This window comes from Stenotrophomonas sp. GD04145 (assembly GCF_029835135.1).
Classification (GTDB): domain Bacteria; phylum Pseudomonadota; class Gammaproteobacteria; order Xanthomonadales; family Xanthomonadaceae; genus Stenotrophomonas; species Stenotrophomonas maltophilia_P.
The window spans coordinates 35,664-61,095 of record NZ_JAODZG010000001.1; the positions used below are offsets into that span (position 1 = coordinate 35,664).

Here is a 25,432-nt window from a genome sequence, read left to right on the forward strand (position 1 = left end):
AGGTGCCAACGCGACTCTGGGCGTGCCCCATCGGCAGACACGCTCACTCCAGTCCCAAGTCCGATGCGAACCTGAAGAGTTCGGCATTGCTGCTTACGCCGAGCTTGCGCATTGCTGCACGCTTCTGGGTGCTGACCGTCTGCTTGGTGATCGCCAGCTCGAGCGCGATCTCGTTCACACCCTTGCCCGCCAGGAACAGATGTACCACCTGCGCTTCGCGGGGCGAGAGCAGTTCGCCAGCGGAGTCGAATCCGTTCACATCCCGGCTGGCCAGGATGGCAGGTGAGAAATACCGGCGCCCCTGTGATGCGGCCAGCAGTGCTCTGGCGACATGGTGCAGGTCATCCGACTTGCTGACCACCGCAGCCACCCCGCGCGTGAGCAGAACCTGGATGATCGGCCACTGGTCCAGCGCGGTGAGAACCACGATGCGCAGTGCCGGGTACCTGCTGCACAACGTATCCACCAACGCCAGGCCATCGCAGCCGTCGCCAGCGGGCATGGAGTAGTCGACGACGGCAACATCGGCAGGCTGGACAGCGAGGAGGTCCAGCAGTTCGACGCCGTTTGCAACGCTGGCCAGGCATTGGAATCCTGCCTGCTCATCGACGATCGCCTCAACCGCAAAGCGCGTAATTGGATGATCGTCGGCAATGACAACATCCTCGACTCGGTCTCTCATGGTGTTTTCCTTCGCATTGCGTTTTCGCGAACAGGAAACTTCACGGCCAACCTGACAAGCGTCAACAGAAGGAGGCGCGAAACATGCCTGTCGAATTCATCATCGCCGATGATCACCCCGTGGTCACCATCGGCGTTGCCCGGCTCATCGCCGCACACCCGGACCTGTCCCTGCGGGGGTGTGCCAGGAATTCGAGCGAGCTCGTCAACCTGCTGGCCACCACCAGCGTGCAGGTCGCGGTGATCGACTACTCGATGCCGGGTGGCGAGTACGGAGACGGTCTGTCATTGATCCGCTTCCTCCTGCGACGCTTTCCTCGCACGGCGCTCGTCCTGCTCACCGGGAACGACAGCAGCCACATCATCGAGCATGCGCAGCGGGCCGGCGTGAAATGCATCGTTGCCAAGTCCGATCCGCTGGAGTACCTGCCACCGGCCATTCTCGCCGCGGCGGTCGGCAGGAACCACCTGTCGCCGCGGATGCTCGAACTCGCTTCGCTGCATGAGCAGTCACCGGGCGTGGTGCTGTCGGGGCGCGAGCTGGAGGTCCTGCGCCTTCTGGTCGAAGGCTACAGCCAGCGCGAGGTGGCCCGCCAGTTGTGCCGCAGCGTACAGACGATCAGTGCACAGAAGCGCTCGGCGATGAAGAAGCTCGGCCTCAACAGCACCATCGATGTCCATCGCTATGCTGCTGCCAATGGCTGGGTGACCTGTGCCGATGGCGGATAGGCCTGCGGCATTTGCAAACTAGTTCGATTGTGGAAGTGAACTGCCATCCATACAGTGACTGCAACTTAACTCGTAGTCCGGGGGAGCGGAATGACCATTGAACTGGATGCCTGCGTAGCCGGAGTGCTTGCACGGTTCGCTGCACTGGATGTCGAGCAGCAGCGGTGGTTCCTTGATTCATTGAACGGCTACATGTATGCATCCGCGCCGCAGCGGAGGCAGCTGCGCAGCACGTGGGAGAACCATCGTCACGACGAGGTGGGCGGTCGCAGCGCCGTGTCCCGGCAGGCCTAGGCGGCCACGCGGGTGGAGTGGGGCGCCCGCACATCATCGCTGTTCCGTGACGCCCACGATCTGCACCGATTCCCGATACAGTGCAGCAACGCCGGACCTCGCCGCGCTTGCCTGCTCCAGTAGTGTCTCTTCCACGGGCAGAAGCCCGGAGCGACATGCCTGCACCACGTCCTTGCACTCCATCATCATCCACTTCGTCTGACTGTCGTCCATCACGATTCTCGACAGCACGCGCGAGGCTTTGCGCAATGCGATCTCCCGCGATGTCGCATGGGCACAGACGTAGGCGTAGAGCGGGGGCGCGAGGCCATGGTGATCACGCCGCAGGTCGAACTTCATCAGAAAGCACACACGCATCCGAACACCGCATCTCCGGCCTGGTCAAACGGAGCGCCATCGCGCCGACAGTGCAGCTCCAGCGCGTTTCGCTGCAGTGCAATATGGCAACAGTGCAATCAAGTCCGCGTTCTTTCCATAGAACTTTTATCAATCATCCGCTGCTGAACAGAGGGGTGGGGCAGTCGGCGCTGAATTTCGGAGTTGTTCGATTGAGCGCCTGGACTGGCAGTCATAGCATGAGCGGCGCGCCGGCACGGGGAACGGTCGGTGGCCATCACCTACATGGATCATGTCGAGGGGTAAGACGATGTTCGCAGCGGGAGCCGGAGTACTGTCGGACCTGCGTCACTGCCTGTGCCGTGGCTCCGCAACGACGCCGCGCAATGACGCTGCCATCGTGGATCCATCATCTGCATCCGAAGACGTGGGGGTGCGGAGCGCCATTGCCTTCCTGTGTCGATTCCCTGATCGCGATGTGCCGGTGATCACCAGCCGGTTCATGGGCCGGTCGCTGACGGTCAGTATCGGGCTGGAGCCCCGGGGCGTCGGTCACGGAGGAAGGCCGCCCACGGCAGCAGAACTGCGCGCACTCCGCAGCGCGTGCGGCCGCGGTCGCATCCACACTGTCGCCATCGCCACACGCACTGCGGCGCCGATCACGCTGCACGGCATGTTCCGCTCGGTGCCCGATGGCGAAGGCGTGCTGATTCTGTGCGCTGACGATGGGGTCCGCCGGCACGTGATCGATCTGATGGGGTTGTCAAACTACTGTTCCAGCTGCGGCATCATCACGTAATTCGACGGTACAGCGCGCACTGCACAAACCTGAGCCGTTCATCCGCTCGGCCCGGAACTTCGAATTATTCGGAAAAGTTGCATACCCAGGGAGAGTACCCCTCCCTATCGTAGCGCCCTTCAGTGAAGGCGGTGTCGGCAGCGCCACACCCCGGCCTCAAGGGAGCCTCGATGAAACGCCTCATTCTTCTGGGCGCAGCGTTGCTGTTGCCCACGTTCGCCAGCGCCGAAATGCCATCGATCCACGTCGGGGCGATGTACGAGTATCTGCTGCCCGACCAGGGCGCATTGCTGAAGCGTGTCCGCAACAGCGGTGACGCCACGGCATTCGTGCGTGTGCAGGTCACCGAGGTGCGCTACACGGAGGACAACACGCCTTACGAGGTCGATGTGGAGCCTGGCCTGTACGGCGGTGACGGCAGTGCGCTGATTGCCAGCCCTTCGCGCCTCATCGTTCCCCGCCAGGGGCAGCAGGCCACGCGGCTGCTCTTCCACGGCAATCGTGACAAGGAGCGCTACTACCGGGTGCGCTTCGTGCCTGTGCTGCCGAAGAAGGAGGACGAGTTCGCCCTGACCGAGGCGCAGTCCGAGGACTATCGCCGTGCCATCGCGGCCGGCGTCAACGTGCTGACCGGCTATGGCGTCTTCGTCATCGTGCATCCGGAAGCGCCGTCGCCCGATCTGCGCACCGATCGCCAGGCCGACCGCACCGTGGTGCACAACGCGGGCAACAGCACCGTGGTGCTCGACAACCTGCGTCAGTGCAGCACCGGCACGCGGCCCGGGCAATGCGGTGCCTCGCGCAGGGTGCATCTGCTGCCCGGGCGCAGCGAAGCATTCGCGCATCTGCCTGGCCAAGACCATCGCTTTGAAATTGTCGAGGGGAAATCCCGCAAATCCGTCCTGCTCGACTAGCAGCTTCCTCTGAAGCTGCGTCCACCGCCGCACACGTCGGCATTTTCCAACCCTGGAGCAATTGCAATGAACCTGAAGTCCATCACCGTGGCCGCCCTGGCCGCCCTTACCCTGTCGCCGGCCGTCGCCTTCGCCGATCCGGAGCAGTTCCCGCTGCAGATCAACGTCACGGCCACCGTGCCGTCGCCGACCGGCCTGCAGATTTCCCCGGTGGGTGACTGGGCCGGCGAAACCCAGGACCTGCCGTGGAACATGACCACGCAGCGTCTGGAGCCGGTGCAGAAGCAGATCGACATGAAGAGCGGCCTGGGCGCGATCACTGCGCACCTTGCCTACGACGCCAAACTGGCGGCGGACGCCGGTGAAATGCCGATGTCGGTTTCCGTGGCCGGCAAGACCCTGGCCGTGGGCCCGGCGGCCGCCGTTGAAGTCGCGACTGAAGTCGAGGCCGCGGCTGGCAAGCGTGCCCTCGTGTCCATCGCAGCGGCGCCGACCGGCGGCGACTACCTGCAGGGCAACTACAGCGGCACCGTTTCGATGATGTTCGAAAGCCGTTCGCCGTAAGCACAGTCCTGTGCAGACCGGGCGCGCCCGTGCCCCTTTGGAGCGCGGGCGCGCCCGTCAGTCTTACTCAACAAGAAGCCATCATGTCTCCGCGCATCCTCCCTTTCGCCATTACCCTCGCGCTGTTCTGCACCGCGCCTGCCGTGCTGGCTGCCGAGGGCGCGCTGGACACACTGAATCTGCTGGAGCAGTCCGATGCCCTGCCGGATGACTTCCGCGATCACTTCTTCGATGTGCCGCTGGTGGTCAGGGTAGAGCGGGACGGCGAGTATCTCGGCGACGCGCGCGCCGTGCTTACCCGCGGCAACGCGGTGTCGTTGCTGGAGTTCACCGATGCGCACGGCAGCACCCAGCCCGAGAGCGAGCGCGAGCGTTGGCTGGCCGTGCTGGCCTCCCCACATGCCCTCGGCCCGTGCACGAAGGCGTGCCGCGATGGGCTCGCCGGCCTGCACTACAGCCTCGAGAGCTCCCTGCTTTCAATCGCCTCTGAAGCGGCCGGCCAGGCGTTGGCGGTGCAGCGCCACCTGTCGCTGCCCGATTCCGGCAGCAGCGGCCTGATCCTGCGCCACCAGTTGAATGCCTATGGCGGAGAGGGCCAGCGGGCTGCCGGTCGCTACGCGCTCGCCGCACAGGGCAGCGTCGGCAACTGGACACTGGACGCCAGCTACCAGGCGGACCGCAGCGGCGAGGATGATCGTCGCGTCCGCCATGTTCTGCAGTCGCTGCACGCGCAGCGTGAGTTCAAGGATCATTTCCTGCGTGCAGGATGGTTCCTCCCGAATTTCGACGGCGTTACACGGCAGCCCCGTGGCGCCGGACGCACCCGTTTCACCACCTTCGGGGTCATGGCCGGTTCGTCCGATACGCTGCTGGTCGACAGTCGTTCGCCCAGCCTGTACCCGGTATATGTGACTGCCAACCGCGAGGGCAGCGTCGAGGTCTACCGTGACGGCAGCCTGATCCTGACCCAGGCGGTCCGTCCGGGGCTTCAGCAGGTGGAGACGCGACGTCTGCCTGGCGGCATCTATGAAGTGGAACTGCGTGTGATCGAGGACGGACGCGAAACGTCACGGACAACGTCCATCATCCACAAACCCGCCCAGTGGCGCGATCCCAGCCGGCGTTGGCGCTACAGTGCCTTTGCCGGCGTGCAGGACAGCCTGCTGGACAGCTTCGATGATCCCGGCGCAGGCCGGCCTGCCGTGGGCGGCGTGGTCAACTATCTTGCGCATCCGCGTGCGGTACTTGGCGTTGCCGTGCAATCCATCGGGGACGAGCGCTCGCTTGCCGGTTCAGTCGACTGGCAGGTCAATGACTGGGCCAATGTCTACACGAACGCCTATACCTCCAACCGGACCGGAAAGGGCGTGGACCTGCAGGGTCTGCTGCGCTACCGCAATGGCAGCGTGGTCGCCTCGCATACGCGGAGCTGGCAGGTGCAGGGCGACCTCATCGAGCCTCCGCCGTTTCCCGGGTACACCAGCTCGCCCGTGCGCGAGGGCTGGCTGCGCACCTCGGCAGTCGGGGTCAACCACGGGTTCGGCCGGCATGGCCAGGTCTCGGCCCGGGTCTCACACAGCCAGGGCATCAGCCGCGGCACCGGCTTCGACCTTTCTTTCAGCCGCCGGCAGATGTTGTTCGGCAGCGACGCCAACTGGCGGGCCTCGGTCTTCGATCGCCCCGGCAGCATCAGCTCGGGCCTGCGACGCAATCGTGGCGTGGAGTTCACCCTGAACATCGCGCTCGGCCAGGACGGGCGGCGCTACAGCGGCAGCCTTGGCTCACGTACCGGGGCCCGGGGCGGTCGTGACGTCTACGCCAGTGCGGGTGTGCAGCAGAGCTTCGCAGGCAGCATCGTGCGCAGTGTCGCCGGGCAGGCCACCGTGGACAGCACGGGCATCGGCCTGGGCGGCAACGCCCACTTCGAGTCGGCTGCACTGCGCGGGGATCTCCATCTGCAGCGCTCTTCGCTGGACGGTGGTGTGAGCGGGGGCGTCAATCTGGAAAGTACGCTTGCCGTGGGCGGAGGCACCCTGGCGATCGCAGGCGACGGCCAAGCCAGCACGGTTGACACCGGCATGATCATCGATGTGCGTTCGGACCTGGCCGGCGCCACGATCCGCGCGCACGACAGCCGGGGCGGCTCCCACATCCTGCGCCCCGGCCGCAATCTGCTGCCGGTGTCCGCCTACAGGCCCGGGTCGATCCAGCTCGAATTCGATGATCACCATGCGCCTGCCGCCGCGATCCAGCCGTCGGTGCTGCCCTATCACCTCAACAAGGGTGGCATCGCCTACAACCAGGTCGATGTCGTCAGCACGATCACCGTGCTGGGTCACCTGCAGGATGCCCAGGGGCGGCCGTTGGCCGGTGCGCACGTGATCAATCATGCCGGGCGCAGTGTCGCCGAGGCCGATGGCTTCTTCGCCCTGGAGATGAACAGCCGGATGCCGACGCTGGTGGTGCGTCATCCGGACATCAGCACGTGCAGTTTCGAGCTGGATGGCCGCACAACCCGCCCGCGTGGGGAGATGTGGATGGCCGGCATCCTCAGATGTCCACCTTCGGCCTTGGCCGCACAGGCTGCGGCCGGCCACGCTGGAGAAGCGCCATGATGTTCCTTGCGCACTACCGCCTTCTTCGCCGGCTTGCCCTTGGCATGCTGATGCTGCTGCCAGCGCTGGCCGCGCAGGCGGGCGACGTGTACATCACGGCCGAGTTCAAGCCGGACCTGGCAAACCCCAACCAACGGGGATTCGTCAATACCACGCCGTGGAGCGGGGTCTGCGCCAATGCGCATATGGCGACCTGCATCGCCAACAACTGGTGGAGCATCGATACGACCGTCCGTGGCAGCAAGGAGGTGATCCGCAATGCGGACTACGGCCCGGATGGCTTTTATATCGCGATGCCGGCACCGCGCACCGTGACCGTCACGTCCGAGGATGGCGCCAGCAGCTTCGACCTCACCCTGCGGGTGATCGGGGCGGCGATGCGGTTCACCGACGAGGACAGGGACGGGGCGTCGAGCGGGTTCTACTCCAGCGGCGGACCGAACAACTGCTCGTATGGGGTGACAGGATCAAGTGCCTATACTGTCATGCGCATGCTGCTGCGCCGCGACGACGGACAGGGCGCCGTCGCCTGCGGCCTGCACTGGGTGAACACCAACAACTATGCCATTCCAGCACTGGATTTCGTCTATGCGCTGGAAACCCCGGCGCCGCTGGAGATGCGCAGTGGCATCTACACCGGTTCGACCCGCTTCTCGTTCGGGGGAACCGGGCAGGGCAGTGACTTCGACCTCGGGCACCGGGTATCCCTGTCCGACAGCCTGGTGAACGTGCATTTCCGCCTGGAGGTGCGCCATGCGTTCCGGTTGGATGTGGCCCCCGGCATGGATCACGCGGTGCTGGCGCCCAAAGGCGGGTGGAGCCAGTGGACCGACCATGGCATCGCACCGGCGCGGCTGCAGCAGGAAGTTCCGTTCCACATCAGCAGTTCGGGCCAGTTCAGTGTCTCGATGCAGTGCGAGCACCTGCAGGCAGACGGGCGCTGCGGGATCCGCAATACGAGTGTTGATGCCGATGACGTTCCGTTGGATGTCAGCCTGACATTGCCAGGTTTTCGTGATCGCGCGAGCGGCCGCCAGGTGGTGGATCTGCCGCTGCGGGTGAACCAGCCTCCGCCTGTATTCACCGCCGATGCCGTCATCATCGGGCGTTCGTCGACGCTTCGGTTCGCCGTGAACGGCGAGCCGGTACGGAAGATGCTGGATCACCCGGGCACCACGTATCAGGGCAGCGTCACCGTGGTGTTCGACGCAGATCCATAGCGCTGCGACGTGTGGGTGTCTGGCATGATCTGCAGAGCATTCGAACGAGTGCTCTCCATCCGGTCCTTCCTGGGAACCTCTGATGCCTGACAATTCCGCCCCCCTGCGTGTACTCGCCTTCGCCGGCAGCCTGCGCCGGAACAGTTACAACCGGCACCTGATCGACGCTGCACTGGACTCGGCGCCGGCTGGCCTGTCGCTGACCGCCCATGACAGCATCGCTGACGTCCCGCTGTTCAACGAAGACCTGGAAGCAGACGCTGCGGGCGGTCCGGACGGCGTGATACGCCTGCGTGCTGCGATTGCGGCGGCCGACGGCGTGCTGATCGCCACGCCCGAATACAACCAGTCCCTGCCGGGCGTGCTGAAGAACACCCTTGACTGGCTGTCGCGCAACGATGCCGCGCTGGGTGAGGTGCTGTCCGGCAAGCCGGTCGCCATCATGGGCGCCACCCCGGGGCGGTGGGGCACACGGTTGGCACAATCGCAGCTGCGCCACGCGCTGGCCGCCATGGGGGCACTCGTCATGACCTCGCCGCAGCTGTACATTGCCGAAGCGGCATCGACACTCGACACCGCGACGAACGACTTCGATGACGCCACCCGCAAGCGGTTGCACCGCTTCCTGGAGGGGTTCCAGAGCTGGATTCACCAGTTGCGCGGGGAGCGCACGCCATGAACCACACTCGTATGAAACCAATCGGATGCCTTGCCCTTGCACTGGCCGCGATGCTGACCGGCACTGCCTGGGCCGAATCAGACAAGAGCGCCAAGCGCCCGTCGGCCGAGCAGTTGCAGCGGCTGATTGTCGACCGCTCGCCGCAGACTCGCGTCGAACGTCCTGACAGCGAGCGGATCACGGCCCGTCGCATCGACATCGTGGATGACAAGGGCGTGATCCGCATGACGCTGTCGGGGCAGACGCCAGCGCCGATCATCGATGGCATCCAGTACAAGCGCGCGTTCAACGTGGCGGGCATGGTGCTGTACGACGACAAGGGCAGTGAACGCGGCGGATTCGGCACCGCCGACATCGACGGCGGGATGGCCGTGCTGGCGCTGGATCACCCGGCCATGGATGCGATCGGCTGGCGGGTATCGCCCGATGGCGAGGTCCGGTTCTCGATCAACCAGGCGCCGCCACCGATCCGCGATGCCGCACTGGGCAACAAGCTGGTGCCGGGGGTGCAGGTTCCGACGCGCATCCAGATGGTAGTGGGCGCCGACGGCACGCCGGCCATCGCGTTGAATGACAAGCAGGACCGGACCCGCCTGCGCCTGACCGTCACTGCCGAAGGCCATGGTGCCATCGAGTTTCTCGATGCACAGGGCAGGGTGGTGCATACGCTGGCCCCGGAAGCCGGTGCGCAGTAGACGCCGGACGCGGCGGTCGATGGCATCGGTCATCTGCAGATGGATCGCCGGTGGGCTGGCAATAGCCTTGCTGGCCACGGCCGCACAGGCGGAGACTCGGGCGCGCGCGCCCATCGTGCGAACCGATGATGTGACACGCTTCTTCGCGGTGATGGACGCCAGCGGTGGCAGGCCGGATGCATTGTTGCTGCAGCGCCGCTATCTGGAGCCGGGCAGCGATGCGCTGCATCAGTTCAGCGAACTGCGTATCGGCTCGATGCAGCGGCTTGCCGATGCAATCCAGCAGAAGCCGGCGCTGTATGTGAAGGCGCGCACGTGTGCTGCGGCACTGCCGGGCATCCGCAGCGGAGTGGCCCGTGCGCTGCGGAATCTCGGCGAGATCGTGCCGTCGGCCCGTTTTCCTCCGGTCACCCTCCTCGTCGGACGGGGCACCACCGGTGGCGTTACCACGCCCGACGGCGTGGTGATCGGCCTGGAGACACTCTGCAACGCGGACTGGATGCAGGCCGATGTGACGGAACGCTTCGTGCACCTGATCGCGCACGAGTATGTGCACGTGCAACAGCACGGCGCCGCTGTTGAAGTACCGGCGCCTACGCTGCTGTACCAGACGCTGCTGGAGGGCGGTGCAGAGTATGTGGGTGAACTGATCTCCGGGCAGCCCGCCAACAGCCATCTGCGGCGCTGGGCCGCAGGGCGCGAATGCGCCCTGGAACGGGAATTCGTCGCGCAGCGCGACAGCACCGACCTGTCGCGGTGGCTGTACAACGGCCCTGGCGACGACACCCGCCGCGGCGATCTGGGTTACTGGGTCGGGCAGCGCATCGCGCGGGCGTACGTCAACCGCGCCGACGACAGGCAGAAGGCCATTGCCGAGCTGCTGGATGTAAGGCCCGAAACCGCAGAGGCGCTGTTCAGCGCCAGTGGTTGGACGCCGGCGTGCGTTCCCGACAGTACCGGGGCGCGGTAGGCAGGTCGTGCTGGAGCCATGACTTCAGGCAGTGCCGGCGGTCGGCGCCACGGACATCGGCGGGGCGCAGGACGATGTTGCAGTGCACACAGAAATACGCAGCACAGCTAGTCCCATCCGGCTATAGGAGCCCCGCGCGGCTCGACGCACACTTCGTCCCGTGAAGGCCGAAGGGAGGGGCGTGAGATGAGTCTGTACATGGGGAGACTGCGCAGGCTGGCAATGCTTGTGTTGCTGCTGAATCCCTTGCTTGCGGGTGCGGCGCCGGCGGCATCGCCTGTGCCTGCACCCGAGGTGGTTCCGCTGTGGCCGCAGGGCCACTGGCAGCAACGCGCGCGTGGCCCGGAACGGATCGGGATCGAAGGCAGCGCGAAGGGCGCGGTCTCGGGCATCAGCGATGCGCGCATGGAGATCTATCGGCCGCTGAAGCCGAACGGCTCCGCGGTGGTGATCTTCGGCGGTGGCGGCTACTTCCGGATCCAGATCGGCAGCGCCGCCAAGCCGACGGCGCAGTGGCTGCAGTCGCTGGGGGTCACGGCTGCGGTCGTCTACTACCGGCTGCCTGCCGATGGATGGGCACCTGTCTCGCCCTTCCAGGATGGCCAGCGCGCCATGCGGCTGATGCGCGCACAGGCGCCCAGCCTGGGGGTCGATCCGGAGCGCATCGGCGCGTTGGGCTTTTCCGCTGGAGGCAACCTGGCCGGGATCGTCGCCACGCGCTTCGATGCCCCGTTGTATGCGCCGGTGGATGCGGCCGACCAGCTGTCGGCGCGGCCGGATTTCCTCGGCATGATCTATCCGGTCGTTTCAATGCGTGCGCCGCTGGACCAGACCCGGTCGAAGCGGGAGCTGGCGAGCCAGGACGACGCCCAGCAGGCATATTCGGTCGAAGAACACATCCGCAAGGACATGCCGCCGGTGTTCCTGGCCCAGGCCGTGGATGATCGCATCGTGGATGTCGGCCACAGCGTGGCGATGTACCAGGCCGCGCATGCAGCGGGTATTCCGGTGGAGCTGCATCTGTTCGAGGCCGGAGGCCACAGCTGGGGGCTGGGCCGGCCCGGCACATTGGTGGCGCAGTGGCCGCGGCTCTTCGCCAACTGGGCACGCAGCCACGGCTACCTCGGGGCAGCGCCTGCGCGGCTGCCCCCGAACGGTGGCCAGGCGATGCCGGCCGCTGCACCTCAGCCCCAGCCTGCGCTGGACGACGATGGCGCGGGCGACTGAGCCGCGCACCGTACTTCATTCGGGAGAACTCCATGAATTCACTGAAGCGTGCCGCGCTCGCCGCGGCTGCCGGCGGCGGCCTGTTGCTGGCGTCATCCTCCGTGCTGGCCGCGGCCAGCGATACCGAAGCCGGGTTGCGTGCACAGGTGCAGGAGCAGGCCAGACAGCTGCGCGAACAGGCAACCCTGCTGCAGCAGCTGAGCGCACGCCTGGCTGCGCTGGAAGGGGGAACGCAGGGCGCTGCCGCAGTGCCCGGCAGCGACGCCAACGTTGACGCGCAGGTAGCCGCCGCAATCGCCGACACCCGGCAGGACGACCTGGCCATTCTGCAGGCACAGGTGGCCCAGCTTGCCGCGACCGGTGGGGGAGGCGATGGCAATGTGCGCTGGCGCAAGGGTGGGCCCGAGCTGCGCAGCAGTGATGGCCAGTTCACTTTCCATCCCCGTGGCCGCGTGCTGGTGGATTTCAGCACCACCCACGGATCCGGATTCGACGCGCGCAACGTCACCGGCACCGATCTGGCCAGCGGCCGCCTGGGTGCAGAGGGACAGATGGGACCGCTGGGCTACAAGATCGATGCGGACTTTGCTGGCAACGAGGTATCACTGAAGGACACCTACCTGTCCTGGGACACGCGGATGGGAGGGCTGCCGACAGAGATCTACGTGGGCAACAAGCTCAAGGACCGTGGCCTCGACGGTGGCACCAGTGGAGTGAACACGCCTTTCATGCAGCGCAATGCCGTGGCCTCGGTGGGCGCCCAGCAGAGCGGGTACTACGGACTGGGCGTCACCACCAAGGTGATCGGCGATGGCTGGCATGCCAGCGTCGCGGTGACCGGCGACGATATTGGCAATGACAGCACGGCCAGCGACACGATTGCGTATCTGCTGCGCGCGCACTGGAACCCGCTGCGTGGCCAGGCCGGCTTCCTGCACCTGGGCGGCTGGTACTGGTACGAGGATCTCGGCCAGGACGTCGGCAGCATCAACAAGACCTCGCCGATCGCACTGGGCTGGAACGGCAACGTGCGCGTATCGGCCAGTTCCATCGCCAACGTCACCGACAACCGCGCCTGGGGCCTGGAACTGGGTGGGGTGTACGGCCCGGTGTGGGCCTTTGCCGAACACACCACGCGCACCATCGAGTCGCGCACGGTCGACCCGGTCGACCAGCAGGCCACATCGGTCTACGCAGGTTGGCTGATCACCGGCGAGCGTCCCGGATTCAGCAGCCGATCCGGCGTCTGGGGCACCACGCGCGTACTTCGCCCCGTGCAGGAAGGCGGCATCGGCGCCTTCGAGCTGGCGGCCCGCTATGACCGCTACGACTTTCTCGATGCCGCCCGCGGCGGCGAGGGCACGGCATGGACGCTCGGGCTGAACTGGTACCTCAACAACTGGTCCCGCCTGATGCTGAACTACGTTCACTGGAAGACCGACAACAAGGTGGGCAATGCCCAGGGGCCGGATTCCGGCAATACTGTCGGCGTACGGGCGCAGGTCTCGTTCTGAGCCCGGCCGGCGATCCGGGTGCGGCACCCTCGGAGCATCCCTTGACAGGTCACGGCGCCCCCACCACGCTGCGTGCCATGCATATCGATATCAAGGCGCTGAACGAGCGGCAGCTGAAGGCACTCATCGCGGCCGCCGAGCGGCGGCTGCAGCTGCTCGCACAGCGACGTTCCGCGGCCGTCGTCAGGCGCGAGCTGGTCGCCGCCGCCGCGGAATGCGGTTATTCAATCGAGGAACTGTTCGCCGGCGCCAGCGCGGTGTCCGTGCCTGCGGGCGGCGCTTCCCGCAGGCGCCGGAAGACAGGCAAGGTCGCACCCAAATATCGCGACCCCGAGAACCGGCGGAATACCTGGACCGGTCGCGGGCGCATGCCGCGCTGGCTTGCGGACAAGACCCGGCACGGTCGCAGCGCGACCGATTTCCTGATTCCGGGCCTGGCCAGGCCGACGACGGGCAAGGATGTGGTCATCGGGCGCAGGAGTGTGTTCAAGCAGAAGTGATGGGCGGGCTGCCTCGCGCCCCACCGGCGCGGGTCCGGGGCCTGGATCAACATCCGGCCCCGGACCTGCCGCCCGGACTTACTTCACCGGGGCATCGGCTGTCTGTGCCGCCACCATCGCCTGCTGCATTTCAGCCAGTGACAGGTAGCCGTCGCCATTGACGTCCAGTCCCGCGAAGTACTTGGCGATCTCGGGCACGATGGCAGCCTCATCCTTGCTGATCCTGCCGTCCTTGTTGCTGTCCACTGCCTTGAAGGCTGCATCGATGGAATCGGCCTGCTTGCTGAAGCGTGCGTTCTGGTACTTCGCGTACTCGAGCTTGTCGACGCGGCCATCGGCGTTGGCGTCCATTGCCGAGAACGTGGAATCGACGTAGACCTGCCTTGGGTCGTTGCCGGCGGCATGGGCGAGGGCAGGCATCGCACACAGCGCGATCAGAAGTCCGGTCTTCTTCATGAGTCAGTTCTCCCTTGATGAGTGTTGTGTTGATCAGCGGCAGGGGTATGTGTAGCCGTCGCCGCCACGATAGGTATCCGTGCGCCGATCGTAGTTGCCGTAGCGGCTGATGCAGTAATCGGCACGCTCCCGGTTTTCGCGTTCGCGTTTGGCGGCGGCAGCGATCACTCCGGCAACCACCGCAGCGCCCACCGCACCTGCCACGATGCCCTTGGCCTTGGCGTCGTCGCGGCGGTCCCGTTCCCGCTCGCGTCGTTCCCGCTCCTCGCGCTCGCGTTGCGCGTAGCCATGGCTCCACTCTCCGCGATAGCCATCACGATGCTGGGCGTGCGCGTCCCCCGCGTACGGAAGCACCACCAGCAGCTGCACGGCTGCACCCAGCAGCAGCGCCATACGTCCTGTCTTCAGAATCATTTCCCGCTCCTGTGCGGCGTTGTTTGATATCGACAGTAGACGCTGCGAACATTGCGCGAATCTGCCGTGATTTCCCGCCGTCGACGTCAACGGATCAATGCTTCGACAGGATCGAGCTGCGCAGCACGACGGGCCGGCAGGAAGCCGAAGCCCACGCCAATGGCGCTCGAGCAGGCAAATGCCGCAAGGATGGACGCAAAGGAGAACACCAGGTTGAAGCCGACCCTGGCCAGTTCCATGGCCAGGCCCAGGCCAAGCGCGACCACGATGCCCAGCACACCACCCAGCAGGCACACCAGCACCGATTCGATGAGGAACTGCTGCAGGATGTCGCCGCGTCGCGCGCCGACGGCCATGCGGACACCGATTTCCCGAGTGCGCTCGGTGACCGAGACCAGCATGATGTTCATCACGCCGATGCCGCCTACTACCAGCGCAATGGCGGCAATGGAGCTGATCATCATCGTGAGGATGCCCGTGGTCTGTTCGATCGACCTGCGGATCTGCGCGTTGTTGCTCATGTAGAAGTCACGCGTGCCATGGCGCTGGCCGAGGACGCGGGAAATCGCGGCCTCGGCAGCCTGCATGCTGATCGCATCGGACACGCGCACGGTAATGCTGGAGACATGGCTCTGGCCGAGCATGCGCGCCATGACGGTTGTGTAGGGCACCCAGATGCTCAGCACCGAGCCATCGCCAACGGCGGCCGAATCCTTCTTCGTCACCCCGGCCACGCGCAGCGGAACATTGCCTGCCAGCAGTATTCTCCCGATCGGGTCTTCACCTGGCCCGAACAGGCGGTTGCGGGTATTGATGTCAATCACTGCCACCTGCTGGTAGCCGTCCACGGCGTTCCGCGTGAAGAAGCTGCCTTCGCCCAGTTCCAGCCCACGCACGCGGAAATACTGCTCGCTGACACCGTGGATCTGGAGGCTGGCCGTACGGTTGCCACGCATGGCTGTCGCGGTGGTCGCCACACCGGGTGTAGCGCTGTCGATGAAGGGTTGCCCGGCCAGGGCCACACTGTCACTCGGAGTAAGCGTCTCCACCTGCGCGGCGCGCACGTCACCGAAGCCCGCGCCGGGATAGATCTCGATGGTGTTGGTGCCAAGCGACGCGATGTTGGACAGGATCGCCTGGCGTGCACCGGTCCCCAGCGCCACTACGGATACCACCGAAGCAATGCCGATGATAATGCCAAGCATGGTGAGGAACGTGCGCATGCGATGGGCGTTCATGGCCCGCAGCGCCATCCGGAAGGCCTCTCCGAAGCGGTCGCGCACGGCCTGCAGGCCACCACCCTCCGCCTGTGCAGCGAGCGGCTGCGCGGCACCGTTCGATGACATCGCGGCGGTGCGGGTAGGGCGGTCCGAAACGATGCGGCCATCGCTGATCTCGATGATCCGCTGGGCGTGCTCGGCTACGGCAGGGTCATGGGTAACCAGAACCACGGTGTGGCCCTCCGCATGCAGTTCGCCAAGGATCTTCATCACCTCCTTGCCCGATTGCGTGTCCAGCGCACCTGTCGGCTCATCGGCGAATATCACCTCTCCGCCGTTCATCAATGCACGTGCGATGGATACGCGTTGCTGCTGGCCGCCGGAGAGCTCGCCCGGGCGGTGGTCCATGCGGTCGCCCAGGCCAAGTCGCACCAGCAGCTGTGCCGCCCGCGTATGGCGGGACGCGGACGGCATGCCGGCATAGATCGCCGGGACCTCGACATTGCTGATCGCGGACAGCTCGTTGAGCAGGTGATAGCGCTGGAAGATGAAACCGAAGTGCTCGCGGCGCAGCGCAGCCAGTTCGTCGGCGTCCATGTCCGCTGTCTTGCGGCCGTCCACCTGGTAGGTGCCCGCCGTAGGCTGGTCGAGGCAGCCGAGAATGTTCATCAGCGTGGACTTTCCCGAGCCGGACTGGCCGATGATGGCGACCAGCTCTCCGGCATGGATGTCGAGGTCGACGCCGTCCAGGACCACAAGTGTCTGCTCGCCCGCCGGGAACTCGCGGCGCAGTCCGCGCACACACAGCAAAGGGCGCGGCTGCGACTGGTCCGCCATCATGATTGCGTCGGCGGGGAGTCCGCCTTGCCTGCCGTGGCCGGCGTCGCGCCGTCAGCATCCGCCTGGCCCAGGACGACCTGCTCGCCTTCCCGCAGCCCGCTCCTCACCTCGACCCTGATCTGATCGTCCAGCCCGATGGTGATGCGGCGGGGGACCGGATGGCCACTGGCGGATGGCACCTGCACCGTGTAGCTGCCGTCTGCGCCCCGTGCACCCAGCGCCGCGGAAGGTATGGTCAGCACGTTGCGCGAGCGCCCCAGCACGATGCGGACCTGGGCGGTCATGTAGCTGCGCAGGCGACCATCGCTGTTGTCCACGTCGAACTGGCCGTTGTAGTACATCGCCGTACGGCTGGCATTGCCGGACAGGGCCGGTGAAGACAGGCTGGAGGTGTCCTCCCGGGTGATCGATTCGGGGGCCGGCGCGATGTCGCGAAGGGTGCTGGTGTAGCGCCGGCCTGCATCTCCGAGAATGGTGAAGAACGCCTCCTGGCCCAGAGCGGTACGAACGACATCGGCCTCCGAGATCTCGGCATAGACCGTCATCGTGTCCTGGTTGCCAAGGATGATGATGGTGGGGGCGCTCTGTACTGCGTTCACCGTCTGGCCCTCGCGGGCCACCACGGCCAGAACCATGCCGTCGGCCGGAGCGGTGATGCGCGTATAACCCAGGCTGGTCTGCGCACTGTCCACGTCTGTCAGGCGCTGTACGATCTCGCCGTCCAGGGCATCGATCTGTTCACGTGTTGCGTCAACACGGGCCCGCGCGGCGTCGACATCTGCCCTGGCCACCAGTTGCGCTGCGCCCAGCTGCCGCAGCCGCCGTAGCGTCAGTTCCTGCTGTGCCAGCTCTGTGGACAGCGCCTGGCGGTTGGCGCGGGCGCTGCGCTCGGCCGCCTGCGCGCTGCGCAGGGCATTGCGCTGCGTGCGTGAATCGATCTCTGCAATCAGGTCACCTGCCTTTACTTTGTCGCCCAGTTTCACATGCAGCGTTTCGATGCGTCCGGAAACCTGGGCGCCGACACTGACCAGACGCGATGGCTTCAGGGTTCCAGTGGCTTCGACGACCTGTTCGATGTCGCCGCGGGTGACCGCAGCGCGTTCCAGTTCCGGTGGTGCTGGCGGTGCCAGCCACATGTAGAGCAGAGCGGGGACGCAGAGCAGCGCTGCACCGCCGATCAACAGCCTGCGTCGGCGACGCGTGGAAGCAGGACGCGTCATGACGGCGACATCCATAAGCAGCAGATCATCGGGTGTCCTTGCATCGGTGATGAAGGGCGCATGGGGACATGCACCTGCGGACACCGAGTCTTGCCGCGCTGCATTGCGCGAACCTTGCGTGATCGCTGCGCTCAGGCAGCCGCAGAGATGCCGAGCAGAGCGATCGTGATGAAATGCAGCAGGCCCCCAACCACCATCAGGCCCGACCATGTCACGCCTGCCGGGGACAGGGGGTACCGCCGCTGCAGGGCCAGCCCGCCCAGGTAGACCAGTACGCCGGCGCCTGTGAGGTACTGCGCGAACGGGGCCATGTCCACGCTCAGCAGTGCGATGCAGCCCAGCATCACGGCAGTCGCCATTACATGCAGGACAGGGTGCAGCAACAGATGACGGGGGCGGACGAACACGGTCCGCACGGGGACGGACAGGCCGGCCAGCACACCGCCTGCGAGCAGCGTCGCCGTGTTGGCATCCGTGCTTGCGAGTGCGGCCAACGGCACCATCAATGAGACCATCGAAAGATGGGGGAAATGGCGATCCAGCAGCACCTGCAGGCCATATACCGTGCTCTCGCCCGCGCAGCGGACAGCACGCAGTCCGTGCAGGACCGCCTGCGCCGCCACGTACAGCAGGACAGCCAGCGCGAGCGCGGAAGACCCGCGTACGCCGATGGAAATGACCAGCGCGGCGCCCGGGAGGGCGAAGAACAGCCCACCGAACAGATGAATCAGCACCTGGCCGCGTGCGCTGTCGGGTATCACACGCAGCCAATCCGGCCAATGCTCCAGGCCCCACGTGTCCGCCTTCCGCGGGCGGCGCCTCCAGGCCGCAGCAGTCAGGGCCGGGGGGGCCTCGTGCGCACGGGAGGACGTGGCGCGTGCGTCGCCGCGTGCGGCGCTGCCGTCAGACATGTGGCTTCCTTTCGTGACCCGACATCGCGACGCATGCGCGCCGATCAAGGTCATGCTGGATGGCCAACATTGCGCCAGGGTTGCGTCAGCCCGGAACCCGGAGTGGGACATCCCCAGGAATCGTCTGCGCCGCCGCAACGGGCTACAGCGGGTGACCTGAGGCGAGGTTCCCGCCGGCAGGATGCGCAGGGAACTCGGCGCGGATCAGCGCACCGCCGCCTGGCGCATCGAGAATCGTGACATGGCCGCGATGGCGCTCGAGGACCTGCCGTACCAGATTCAGGCCAAGTCCTGCGCCGGTCTGGCGCGGCCGCAGGCGCTGGAAGGGCTCGAATACGCGCTCGCGCTCGGCCTCCGGTATTCCAGGGCCATCGTCCTCCACCTCCAGGCGTGTTCCCTGTACCCGCACAGTGATGTTGCGTCCACCATGTTCCGCAGCATTCAACACCAGGTTCGTCAGGACGCGTTCGACCGCACCTGTCTCGCCCTGTATGGGATGGTGTGGTTCGACCACCACGGCGACCGTGCGCCCCGACTGGATCAGCAGCGGGGCCAGGTCGGCAACTACGCGTTTGGCCAGGCGGGCGAGGTGGATGGTTTCCAGATGCGCGGCACTATCCAGCCGGTGCAGGTCCAGCAGCTGCTCCGCCAGCGTGGCCAGACGCGCGACCTCCACGGACAGGCTGCGCGAGGTGGCATCGTCGGCGGCTTCGATCTTCACCCGAAGAATGGCGATCGGTGTACGTAGTTCATGTGCGGCAGCAGCGATGAAGCGCTGCTGCCGCTCGTGACCGTCATCAAGCCGGTCCAGTGCCTCGTTGACGGCTGCTACCAAGGGCGCGATCTCCACTGGCACGGCAGTTTCGGTCAGGCGGATCCCGCGCCGACTCGCCGAAATATGCTTGGCCTCCAGGGCGATCCGTTCAACCCCTGCAAGCGCCTTGCGTACGATGAACGGGGTGGCGATCAGCGTTACCAGCGCGAGCAGCACGAAAATGGGTAGAGTGAACACATGCGCCGCGATCGCCATCTGCCAGGTGAGTGAATCGGTTTCACCATGGGCCATGATGGTCAGCTTGCCGGCCGGGCCGGTGTGCCGACGGATCACAATGGCCAGTCCGTCGCCACGCTCGTGGCCGCGCAGGTCGCCGAACGGAACGCCCCGAAGCCTGCCGATCAACGACGCATAGGTCGGCGGGACGTTTCCGAAACTGACCGTCTGTCCCTGTTCATCCTCGGCGACGAACCAGGCACCTGGCGCCACTTTCAGCAGTTCGTCGAGTTCATGCGTGCGCTGTACGTAGAGCCGTCCCTGGTTGTCGCGGTGCACGGCGTTGGCGGCGATCGGGGCAAAGGTCTGCAGCGTGTAGTAGCCGCCGCTGTCCATGCGAACCAGCACCATGAGGAGTGTGAAGAATGCGATCAGCAGCGCCAACAGATGCAGGATGAGGGGCTTGATGATGAGCGGCCATTTCAGCGAGGGTTGTCGCCTGCTCACGTGCGCTCCCGCATCAGGTAGCCGACGCCACGGATCGCATGGATCTCCACCCCCGCGTCGGCGTCAGCCAGCTTCCTGCGCAGTCGTGATACGTGTGAATCGAGCGTGTTGGAATGAATGCCGTCGTCGAAGCCATACACCGCCATCTCGATGGATTCCCGCAGCACGGTACGCCCCAGCCTTCGGGTCAGCACGGTCAGCACCCGAATCTCGCGCCGGGGAAGCTCCAGGCGCTCGCCGCGGACGGTAGCCTCACCTGTCATCGGGTCGAACAGCAGATCGCCAGCGCGGATCGACTCTTCCTGGATCCCGGAGGGCCGACGGCCGACGGCGCGGATGCGTGCGAACAGTTCTTCCAGTGCAAAGGGCTTGCCGAGATAGTCGTCCGCACCCTCGTCCAGGCCCTCGACCCGATCTGGCAGGCCACCCAAGGCACTCAGCACGATGACGGGCACGAGGCAGTTGCGTGCACGCAGCAGCGGTATCAGAGCGAGACCATCCCCATCCGGAAGCGTCCGGTCCAGCAGGATCAATTCGTGTGCCCCGTGCAATGCAGCCTCCCGGGCAAGTCCGAAGGTATCTGCCAGGTCCACCACATGATGGTCCCGCTGCAGTGCGGACTTCAGGGCCTCAGCCAGTTCTGGCTCGTCTTCGACCAGCAGGATGTGCATCGGTGGCGTCCAGGAATGGGCGGGAGGCGGCCCTACCAGAAGGCGCAAAGGGCAGGGCGCTGGCAAGGTATTACGGAAACATTGCGCCAACATGGCGTGAATGCACCGCATGTGCAGCCTCGTCCTGCCGGGTTGCCCCGCATGCGCCCCCCTAGTAGCTCCCGAAACGGATCTGCACTGCGCCGTCCACCACGTTCACGACGCCGATCTCCGCAGGGCCGAGCTCGACCACGGCGGGCCAGGAATGGCGGAAACCCAGCGGCCATGCGGGAGGTGTTACCGTGCGCCAGCTCGATCCGCTGTCCTCGCTCCAGCTGACTTCGTTCAGGCACGAGGTCACGAACATCACCCCGCGCGTACTGGTCATGACGTGGGGGCCGCAGCGCTGGTCGGCGAGCGGCGTACCGAGGCCGGCCGACCAGGTCCGCCCGTCCGTCGAGACCTTGTACGACACCGGGCATTGCGGGTCATCGCCGCAGGTCTCGAACACCATCAGGTAGCCACCGGCGGGGCGGCGTGCCATGACGGGCATGCCGGGCCGGAGCTGCCCACCGCCGGGCTGTTCGGCAATCGTCATCACAGGTCCCCAGGTGCGCCCGCCATCGTTGGACAGGCGCTGTGAAACGACCTGGTTGTAGGACGGATGCTCGTCGGCACGGGTTTCATCGGCATACACCACCGACAGCGTGCCGTCGTCCAGGCGCGTCAACACCGGCTCCCACACGCCGCGGTCCTTGCGCCCGTTCGGCGCCTCGTTGCCGGCAAGGGTGCTCAGGAAGGTCCAGTGTGCTCCAAGGTCGTCGCTGGCATAGAGATGCAGCCGGTAGGAGACGCCTTCGACCAGCGAACGCATCGCCAGCAGCACACGCCCCTCCGGCAGCACCAGCAGTTCGCCGTTGTCGATCATCCGGCCGGGCTCGGCCACGTCGGACCAGGGCGCCCAGCTGCGGGCCCGGTCACTGCTGATCGAGAGCTGCAGGGTGGTCGGCTGCCCTTCATTGAAGCGCGTGGTCACTGCCAGCCAGCGGCCATCCGGCAGCTGCGCCAATCGCCCCCAGCCCGCGTTGCGGGCAGCCACGGTGGCGGTGCCGGTCCATGTGATCTCCGCTGCGTGCAGCACAGAGGCGAACCCGGTCAGGGCCAGCAGGGCGAGGCAGCGCATACCACTGCGCAGAACGAATGTGTGTCGGACAGTCAGGCGCATCCAGGTCACCAGTAGGTTGCGTAGAGGGCCACCAGGATCGCCAGCACCGCCAGCGAAGCGACGTTGAACGATGGGGCGGTGGCATAGCTCACATCGTCGGTGCGGATACGATCACGATCGCCACTGGCGCGGGTGCCCAGCGCGACGCCTACGCCCAGCAACAGCGTGACCAGGAACACCACGCCCATGCGGTCCATGAAGGGCAGCGAGGGCCACAGCAGCTTCAGGGCCAGCGACAGTACGAAGGAGCCGACCGCCGCAGCCAGCGCACCGGCTTCGTTCGCACGCTTCCAGAACAGTCCCAGCAGGAAGATCACCACGATGCCGGGGGTGAAGAACCCGGTGAACTCCTGGATGTACTGGAAGCCCTGGTCAAACCCGCCCAGCAGGGGGCGCGCGGTCAGCACCGCCACGATGATCGAGACGGATGCCGCGAACCGGCCGACACGCACCAGTCTGGCTTCCGAGGCATCAGGCGCGCGCTTGGCATAGAAGTCGAGCGTGAAGATGGTGGCGACGGAATTGATCTTCGATGCCAGCGACGCAACGATGGCGGCCACCAGCGCAGCGAACACCAGACCCAGGATGCCGCTGGGAAGCAGCGCCAGCATCGTCGGGTAGGCCGCGTCCGGGCGTTCCAGGCCAGGGGCGAGCATGACCGCGGCGATGCCGGGCAGCACCACGATGGCCGGAATGAGCAGCTTCAGGAACGCAGCGAATACCACGCCCTTCTGCGCCTCACGTAGATCCTTGGCGGCCAGTGCGCGCTGGATGATGTACTGGTTGAAACCCCAGTAGCTGAGATTGGCGATCCACATGCCGCCCAGCAACACCGACAGCCCGGGCAGATCCTTGTAGAACGGGTTGTCCTTGCTGAGGATCATTTCAAAGCGTTCCGGATGCTGCTGCCACAGCTGCATGAAGCCGTCGGTGACGCTGCCGTTGCCGATCTGGCCCAGCGTGATGAAGGTGACCAGCAGGCCACCCAGAACCAGCAGCGAGACCTGCACGATGTCGGTCAGCGCGACCGCCTTGAGGCCGCCATACAGCTGATAGGCCAGTGCGAAGACGCCCAGCAGCACCAGCGCCACGTCCTGGTTGAGGCCTGCCACGCCGGCAATGGCGATCGAACCCAGCCACAGGATCGAGGTGAGATTGACGAATACGTACAGGCCCAGCCAGAACACGGCCATCAGCGTGCGGATGCGGTTGCCGTAGCGCTCCTGCAGGAACTGCGGCATGGTGGTGATGCCGTTGCGCAGGAAGATGGGCAGGAACCATTTGCCGACGATCAGCAGCGTGATTGCCGCCATCCATTCATAGGATGCGATGGCCAGGCCGATGGCATAGCCCGAGCCGGACATGCCGATGATCTGTTCGGCCGAGATGTTGGCCGCGATCAGCGAGGCACCGATCGCCCACCACGGCAGGCTGCGGCTGGCCAGGAAGTAGTCCTGGGCCGACTTCTGCCGGCCGGCCTTCTCGCGGGAAACCCACTGCGCGAGGATGAAGATGCCAGCCAGATAGGCCAGCACGATGCTGATATCCAGGGTGGAAAGGCTCATGGAAGCTCCGCGATGGGTCCGCGCTGTGGGCACGGCGGCACGTCATTGGGGTTGCCGGCGAACCGGGGCTCGGGAACGCCGGCGATGCCGGCGTCGGTGGCGAACAGATGGCCGGCGAAGGGGTCGCGCGCGCGCGCCGTCGCGTCCAGGCCGTCGTGTGCGCTGGTGATGAACATCGTTCGCAGCATGCTGCCGCCAAAGACCGGGCGGGTGGGCTGCGCGACCGGGACGGAAAGCATGCGGTCCTGCCGGCCATCGGGCCGGTAGCGCACCACGCGCGAACCGCCCCAGCGGGCATTCCAGAGTCCGCCTTCGGCATCGACCACACTGCCATCGGGCTCGCCATCCTCAGCGCGCAGATCGGCGAACACTGTTACCGCGCCCGGGCTGTCGCCGTAATCGCAACGCAGGATCTGCTTCTGCAGCGAGTCGCAGAAGTACATCGTGCGGCCGTCCGGACTGAACGCTACGCTGTTGGCAATCGCCACGGTCGGTAGCGGAAGCCTCTCGAGCACGAGCTCGGCGGTGAGCCTGTAGAAGGGTGCGACGGCCTGCTTCGGACCGTTCGTGGGCTCATGCAGCATGCCGAACACGAAGCGGCCCTGGCGGTCACAGGCGCCATCATTGGCGCGCAGACGCGCCCCTGTGTCGGGCAGCACAAGCACGTCACGCAGCTCGCCGCGCGCCGGATGGAAGAATGCCAGCCGCGACGCCAACGCCAGCAGCAGCCAGCCTTCGGCTTCGCACAATGCCAGTGCGGCCAGCCGCTCCGGCATCGGCCAGCGGGTGAGCGCGCCGTCACCGGGGCGATAGCGCCACAGCTGCGCCTGCGCGATGTCGGTCCAGTACACCACCGATTCGCGATCACACCACAGCACGCCTTCGCCCAGAGTGTTTGCGGCCGGCACCTCGACAGTGGCGGACCCGCTCACACCCAGCCTCCGTCGACGATGAAGTCCTGGCCGGTACACATGCGGCTGTCATCGGCGGCCAGGAACAGGGCGGCGCGCGCCAGGTCATCCGCGCGCAGATAGCCCGGCAGGCATTGCGCACGACGCAGCTGTGCTTCGCCCTCCGCGTCCAGCCACAGCCGCTGCTGCTTCTCGGTGATCACCCAACCCGGTACCAGCGCATTGATGCGGATGCGGTCCTGCCCCAGTTCCCGGGCCAGGCCGTTGACCAGCCCGTGGACCGCGGATTTGGCCACCGCGTACAGCGGATACCCGCTGTTCTTGATCATCCAGCCCGTCGAACCCAGGCAGATGATCGAACCGCCGCCGAGGGCGCGCATGTCCGGCACCAGCGCCTGGATGGCGAAGTACTGGTGGCGCAGGTTCACCGCCATGCTGCGTTCGAAGTCCGCGATGCCGGTGTCGGCCAGGGCATGACGAGCATCGTTGGCGGCATTGTTGACCAGCACCGAGAACGGTCCAGCCAGGATCCGCGCTTGGGCGATGGCGGACCGGAGTGCCTCGATATCGGTGATGTCGCAATGCAGATAGCGCGGGGCAGTCGCAACGTCGCGCAGGCTTTCCAGCAGCGCTTGGGCGCCGCTGTCGTCGATGTCGAGAAAGACGACCTTCGCACCCTGCCGCGCGAAGTGCTCGACGAAGGCGGCGCCGATGCCGGTGGCACCACCGGTGATCAGCACCGCGCGGTTCTCAAGGCTGGGATAGCGTGCCTGATCGGTCATGGC

26 protein-coding genes are annotated in these 25,432 nt (G+C 66.0%); 13 read left to right on the plus strand and 13 right to left on the minus strand.

What is annotated here, in order from left to right:
• Positions 1-43: 43 nt before the first annotated feature.
• Entirely contained in the window at positions 44-682 is a 639-nt protein-coding gene (locus N7367_RS00165) for a response regulator transcription factor (RefSeq protein ID WP_279941445.1), read from the minus strand.
• Between the two features lie 83 nt (positions 683-765).
• On the opposite strand from N7367_RS00165, the gene N7367_RS00170 reads away from it, so the two are divergent.
• Positions 766-1,410, plus strand: a complete 645-nt coding sequence (locus N7367_RS00170) for a response regulator transcription factor (protein WP_279941446.1) — start codon at positions 766-768, stop codon at positions 1,408-1,410.
• Positions 1,411-1,500: 90 nt separating this feature from the next.
• On the plus strand, positions 1,501-1,704 hold the full coding sequence (locus N7367_RS00175; RefSeq protein WP_279941447.1) for a hypothetical protein: 204 nt from the start codon (positions 1,501-1,503) through the stop codon (positions 1,702-1,704).
• Between the two features lie 33 nt (positions 1,705-1,737).
• On the opposite strand, the gene N7367_RS00180 is transcribed toward N7367_RS00175, so the two are convergent.
• Positions 1,738-2,043 carry a hypothetical protein gene (locus tag N7367_RS00180; RefSeq protein ID WP_279941448.1) on the minus strand — a complete coding sequence of 102 codons (306 nt, stop codon included), beginning with the start codon at positions 2,041-2,043 and terminating at the stop codon, positions 1,738-1,740.
• A 289-nt stretch (positions 2,044-2,332) separates the two neighbouring features.
• Between N7367_RS00180 and N7367_RS00185 the strand changes: the two genes are divergently transcribed.
• From N7367_RS00185 to N7367_RS00235, 11 genes are all read left to right on the plus strand, one after another.
• Positions 2,333-2,839, plus strand: a complete 507-nt coding sequence (locus N7367_RS00185; protein WP_279941449.1) for a hypothetical protein — start codon at positions 2,333-2,335, stop codon at positions 2,837-2,839.
• A gap of 170 nt (positions 2,840-3,009) precedes the next feature.
• On the plus strand, positions 3,010-3,753 hold the full coding sequence (locus tag N7367_RS00190; protein ID WP_279941451.1) for a CS1 fimbrial subunit B flags: Precursor: 744 nt from the start codon (positions 3,010-3,012) through the stop codon (positions 3,751-3,753).
• 66 nt (positions 3,754-3,819) lie between these two features.
• Positions 3,820-4,317 carry a CS1 type fimbrial major subunit gene (locus N7367_RS00195; protein ID WP_279941452.1) on the plus strand — a complete coding sequence of 166 codons (498 nt, stop codon included), beginning with the start codon at positions 3,820-3,822 and terminating at the stop codon, positions 4,315-4,317.
• Positions 4,318-4,400: 83 nt separating this feature from the next.
• Complete coding sequence (locus N7367_RS00200; RefSeq protein WP_279941453.1) at positions 4,401-6,932, plus strand: TcfC E-set like domain-containing protein; 2,532 nt, start codon at positions 4,401-4,403, stop codon at positions 6,930-6,932.
• A complete protein-coding gene (locus N7367_RS00205) occupies positions 6,929-8,152 on the plus strand; it encodes a hypothetical protein (protein ID WP_279941454.1) in 1,224 nt (407 codons plus the stop codon). The genes N7367_RS00200 and N7367_RS00205 overlap by 4 nt, the downstream gene beginning before the upstream one ends.
• An 82-nt stretch (positions 8,153-8,234) precedes the next feature.
• On the plus strand, positions 8,235-8,831 hold the full coding sequence (locus N7367_RS00210) for an NADPH-dependent FMN reductase (protein ID WP_279941455.1): 597 nt from the start codon (positions 8,235-8,237) through the stop codon (positions 8,829-8,831).
• Positions 8,832-8,842: 11 nt separating this feature from the next.
• Positions 8,843-9,526, plus strand: coding sequence for a hypothetical protein (locus N7367_RS00215; RefSeq protein WP_279941456.1), 684 nt, complete (start codon positions 8,843-8,845; stop codon positions 9,524-9,526).
• A gap of 19 nt (positions 9,527-9,545) precedes the next feature.
• On the plus strand, positions 9,546-10,496 hold the full coding sequence (locus N7367_RS00220; RefSeq protein ID WP_279941457.1) for a lytic murein transglycosylase: 951 nt from the start codon (positions 9,546-9,548) through the stop codon (positions 10,494-10,496).
• 222 nt (positions 10,497-10,718) lie between these two features.
• Positions 10,719-11,723, plus strand: coding sequence for an alpha/beta hydrolase (locus N7367_RS00225; protein ID WP_279941458.1), 1,005 nt, complete (start codon positions 10,719-10,721; stop codon positions 11,721-11,723).
• Between the two features lie 32 nt (positions 11,724-11,755).
• Entirely contained in the window at positions 11,756-13,237 is a 1,482-nt protein-coding gene (locus tag N7367_RS00230) for a porin (RefSeq protein ID WP_279941459.1), read from the plus strand.
• A 77-nt stretch (positions 13,238-13,314) separates the two neighbouring features.
• Positions 13,315-13,737 (plus strand): H-NS histone family protein, encoded by a 423-nt coding sequence (locus N7367_RS00235; protein WP_279941460.1) that lies wholly within the window; start codon positions 13,315-13,317, stop codon positions 13,735-13,737.
• A 78-nt stretch (positions 13,738-13,815) separates the two neighbouring features.
• On the opposite strand, the gene N7367_RS00240 is transcribed toward N7367_RS00235, so the two are convergent.
• The 11 genes from N7367_RS00240 to N7367_RS00290 all read right to left on the minus strand — a co-directional run bounded on the left by N7367_RS00240 (position 13,816) and on the right by N7367_RS00290 (position 25,429).
• Positions 13,816-14,193: an EF-hand domain-containing protein gene (locus tag N7367_RS00240; protein ID WP_279941461.1), complete on the minus strand. Its 378-nt coding sequence runs from the start codon at positions 14,191-14,193 to the stop codon at positions 13,816-13,818.
• Between the two features lie 33 nt (positions 14,194-14,226).
• Positions 14,227-14,607, minus strand: coding sequence for a hypothetical protein (locus N7367_RS00245; protein ID WP_279941462.1), 381 nt, complete (start codon positions 14,605-14,607; stop codon positions 14,227-14,229).
• Between the two features lie 86 nt (positions 14,608-14,693).
• On the minus strand, positions 14,694-16,664 hold the full coding sequence (locus N7367_RS00250; protein WP_279941463.1) for a MacB family efflux pump subunit: 1,971 nt from the start codon (positions 16,662-16,664) through the stop codon (positions 14,694-14,696).
• A complete protein-coding gene (locus N7367_RS00255) occupies positions 16,664-17,887 on the minus strand; it encodes an efflux RND transporter periplasmic adaptor subunit (RefSeq protein ID WP_279941465.1) in 1,224 nt (407 codons plus the stop codon). The genes N7367_RS00250 and N7367_RS00255 overlap by 1 nt, the downstream gene beginning before the upstream one ends.
• Positions 17,888-18,018: 131 nt before the next feature.
• Positions 18,019-18,798: a hypothetical protein gene (locus N7367_RS00260; protein WP_279941467.1), complete on the minus strand. Its 780-nt coding sequence runs from the start codon at positions 18,796-18,798 to the stop codon at positions 18,019-18,021.
• Between the two features lie 142 nt (positions 18,799-18,940).
• Positions 18,941-20,296: a HAMP domain-containing sensor histidine kinase gene (locus tag N7367_RS00265; protein WP_279941468.1), complete on the minus strand. Its 1,356-nt coding sequence runs from the start codon at positions 20,294-20,296 to the stop codon at positions 18,941-18,943.
• On the minus strand, positions 20,293-20,967 hold the full coding sequence (locus tag N7367_RS00270; RefSeq protein WP_279941469.1) for a response regulator transcription factor: 675 nt from the start codon (positions 20,965-20,967) through the stop codon (positions 20,293-20,295). The genes N7367_RS00265 and N7367_RS00270 overlap by 4 nt, the downstream gene beginning before the upstream one ends.
• Positions 20,968-21,118: 151 nt before the next feature.
• Positions 21,119-22,171 carry a sialidase family protein gene (locus N7367_RS00275; protein WP_279941470.1) on the minus strand — a complete coding sequence of 351 codons (1,053 nt, stop codon included), beginning with the start codon at positions 22,169-22,171 and terminating at the stop codon, positions 21,119-21,121.
• A 5-nt stretch (positions 22,172-22,176) separates the two neighbouring features.
• Positions 22,177-23,736 carry a sodium/sugar symporter gene (locus N7367_RS00280; RefSeq protein WP_279941471.1) on the minus strand — a complete coding sequence of 520 codons (1,560 nt, stop codon included), beginning with the start codon at positions 23,734-23,736 and terminating at the stop codon, positions 22,177-22,179.
• Positions 23,733-24,668, minus strand: coding sequence for an SMP-30/gluconolactonase/LRE family protein (locus N7367_RS00285; protein WP_279941472.1), 936 nt, complete (start codon positions 24,666-24,668; stop codon positions 23,733-23,735). The genes N7367_RS00280 and N7367_RS00285 overlap by 4 nt, the downstream gene beginning before the upstream one ends.
• Complete coding sequence (locus N7367_RS00290; RefSeq protein ID WP_279941473.1) at positions 24,665-25,429, minus strand: SDR family NAD(P)-dependent oxidoreductase; 765 nt, start codon at positions 25,427-25,429, stop codon at positions 24,665-24,667. Before N7367_RS00290 ends, N7367_RS00285 begins: the two co-directional genes overlap by 4 nt.
• Positions 25,430-25,432: the final 3 nt, after the last annotated feature.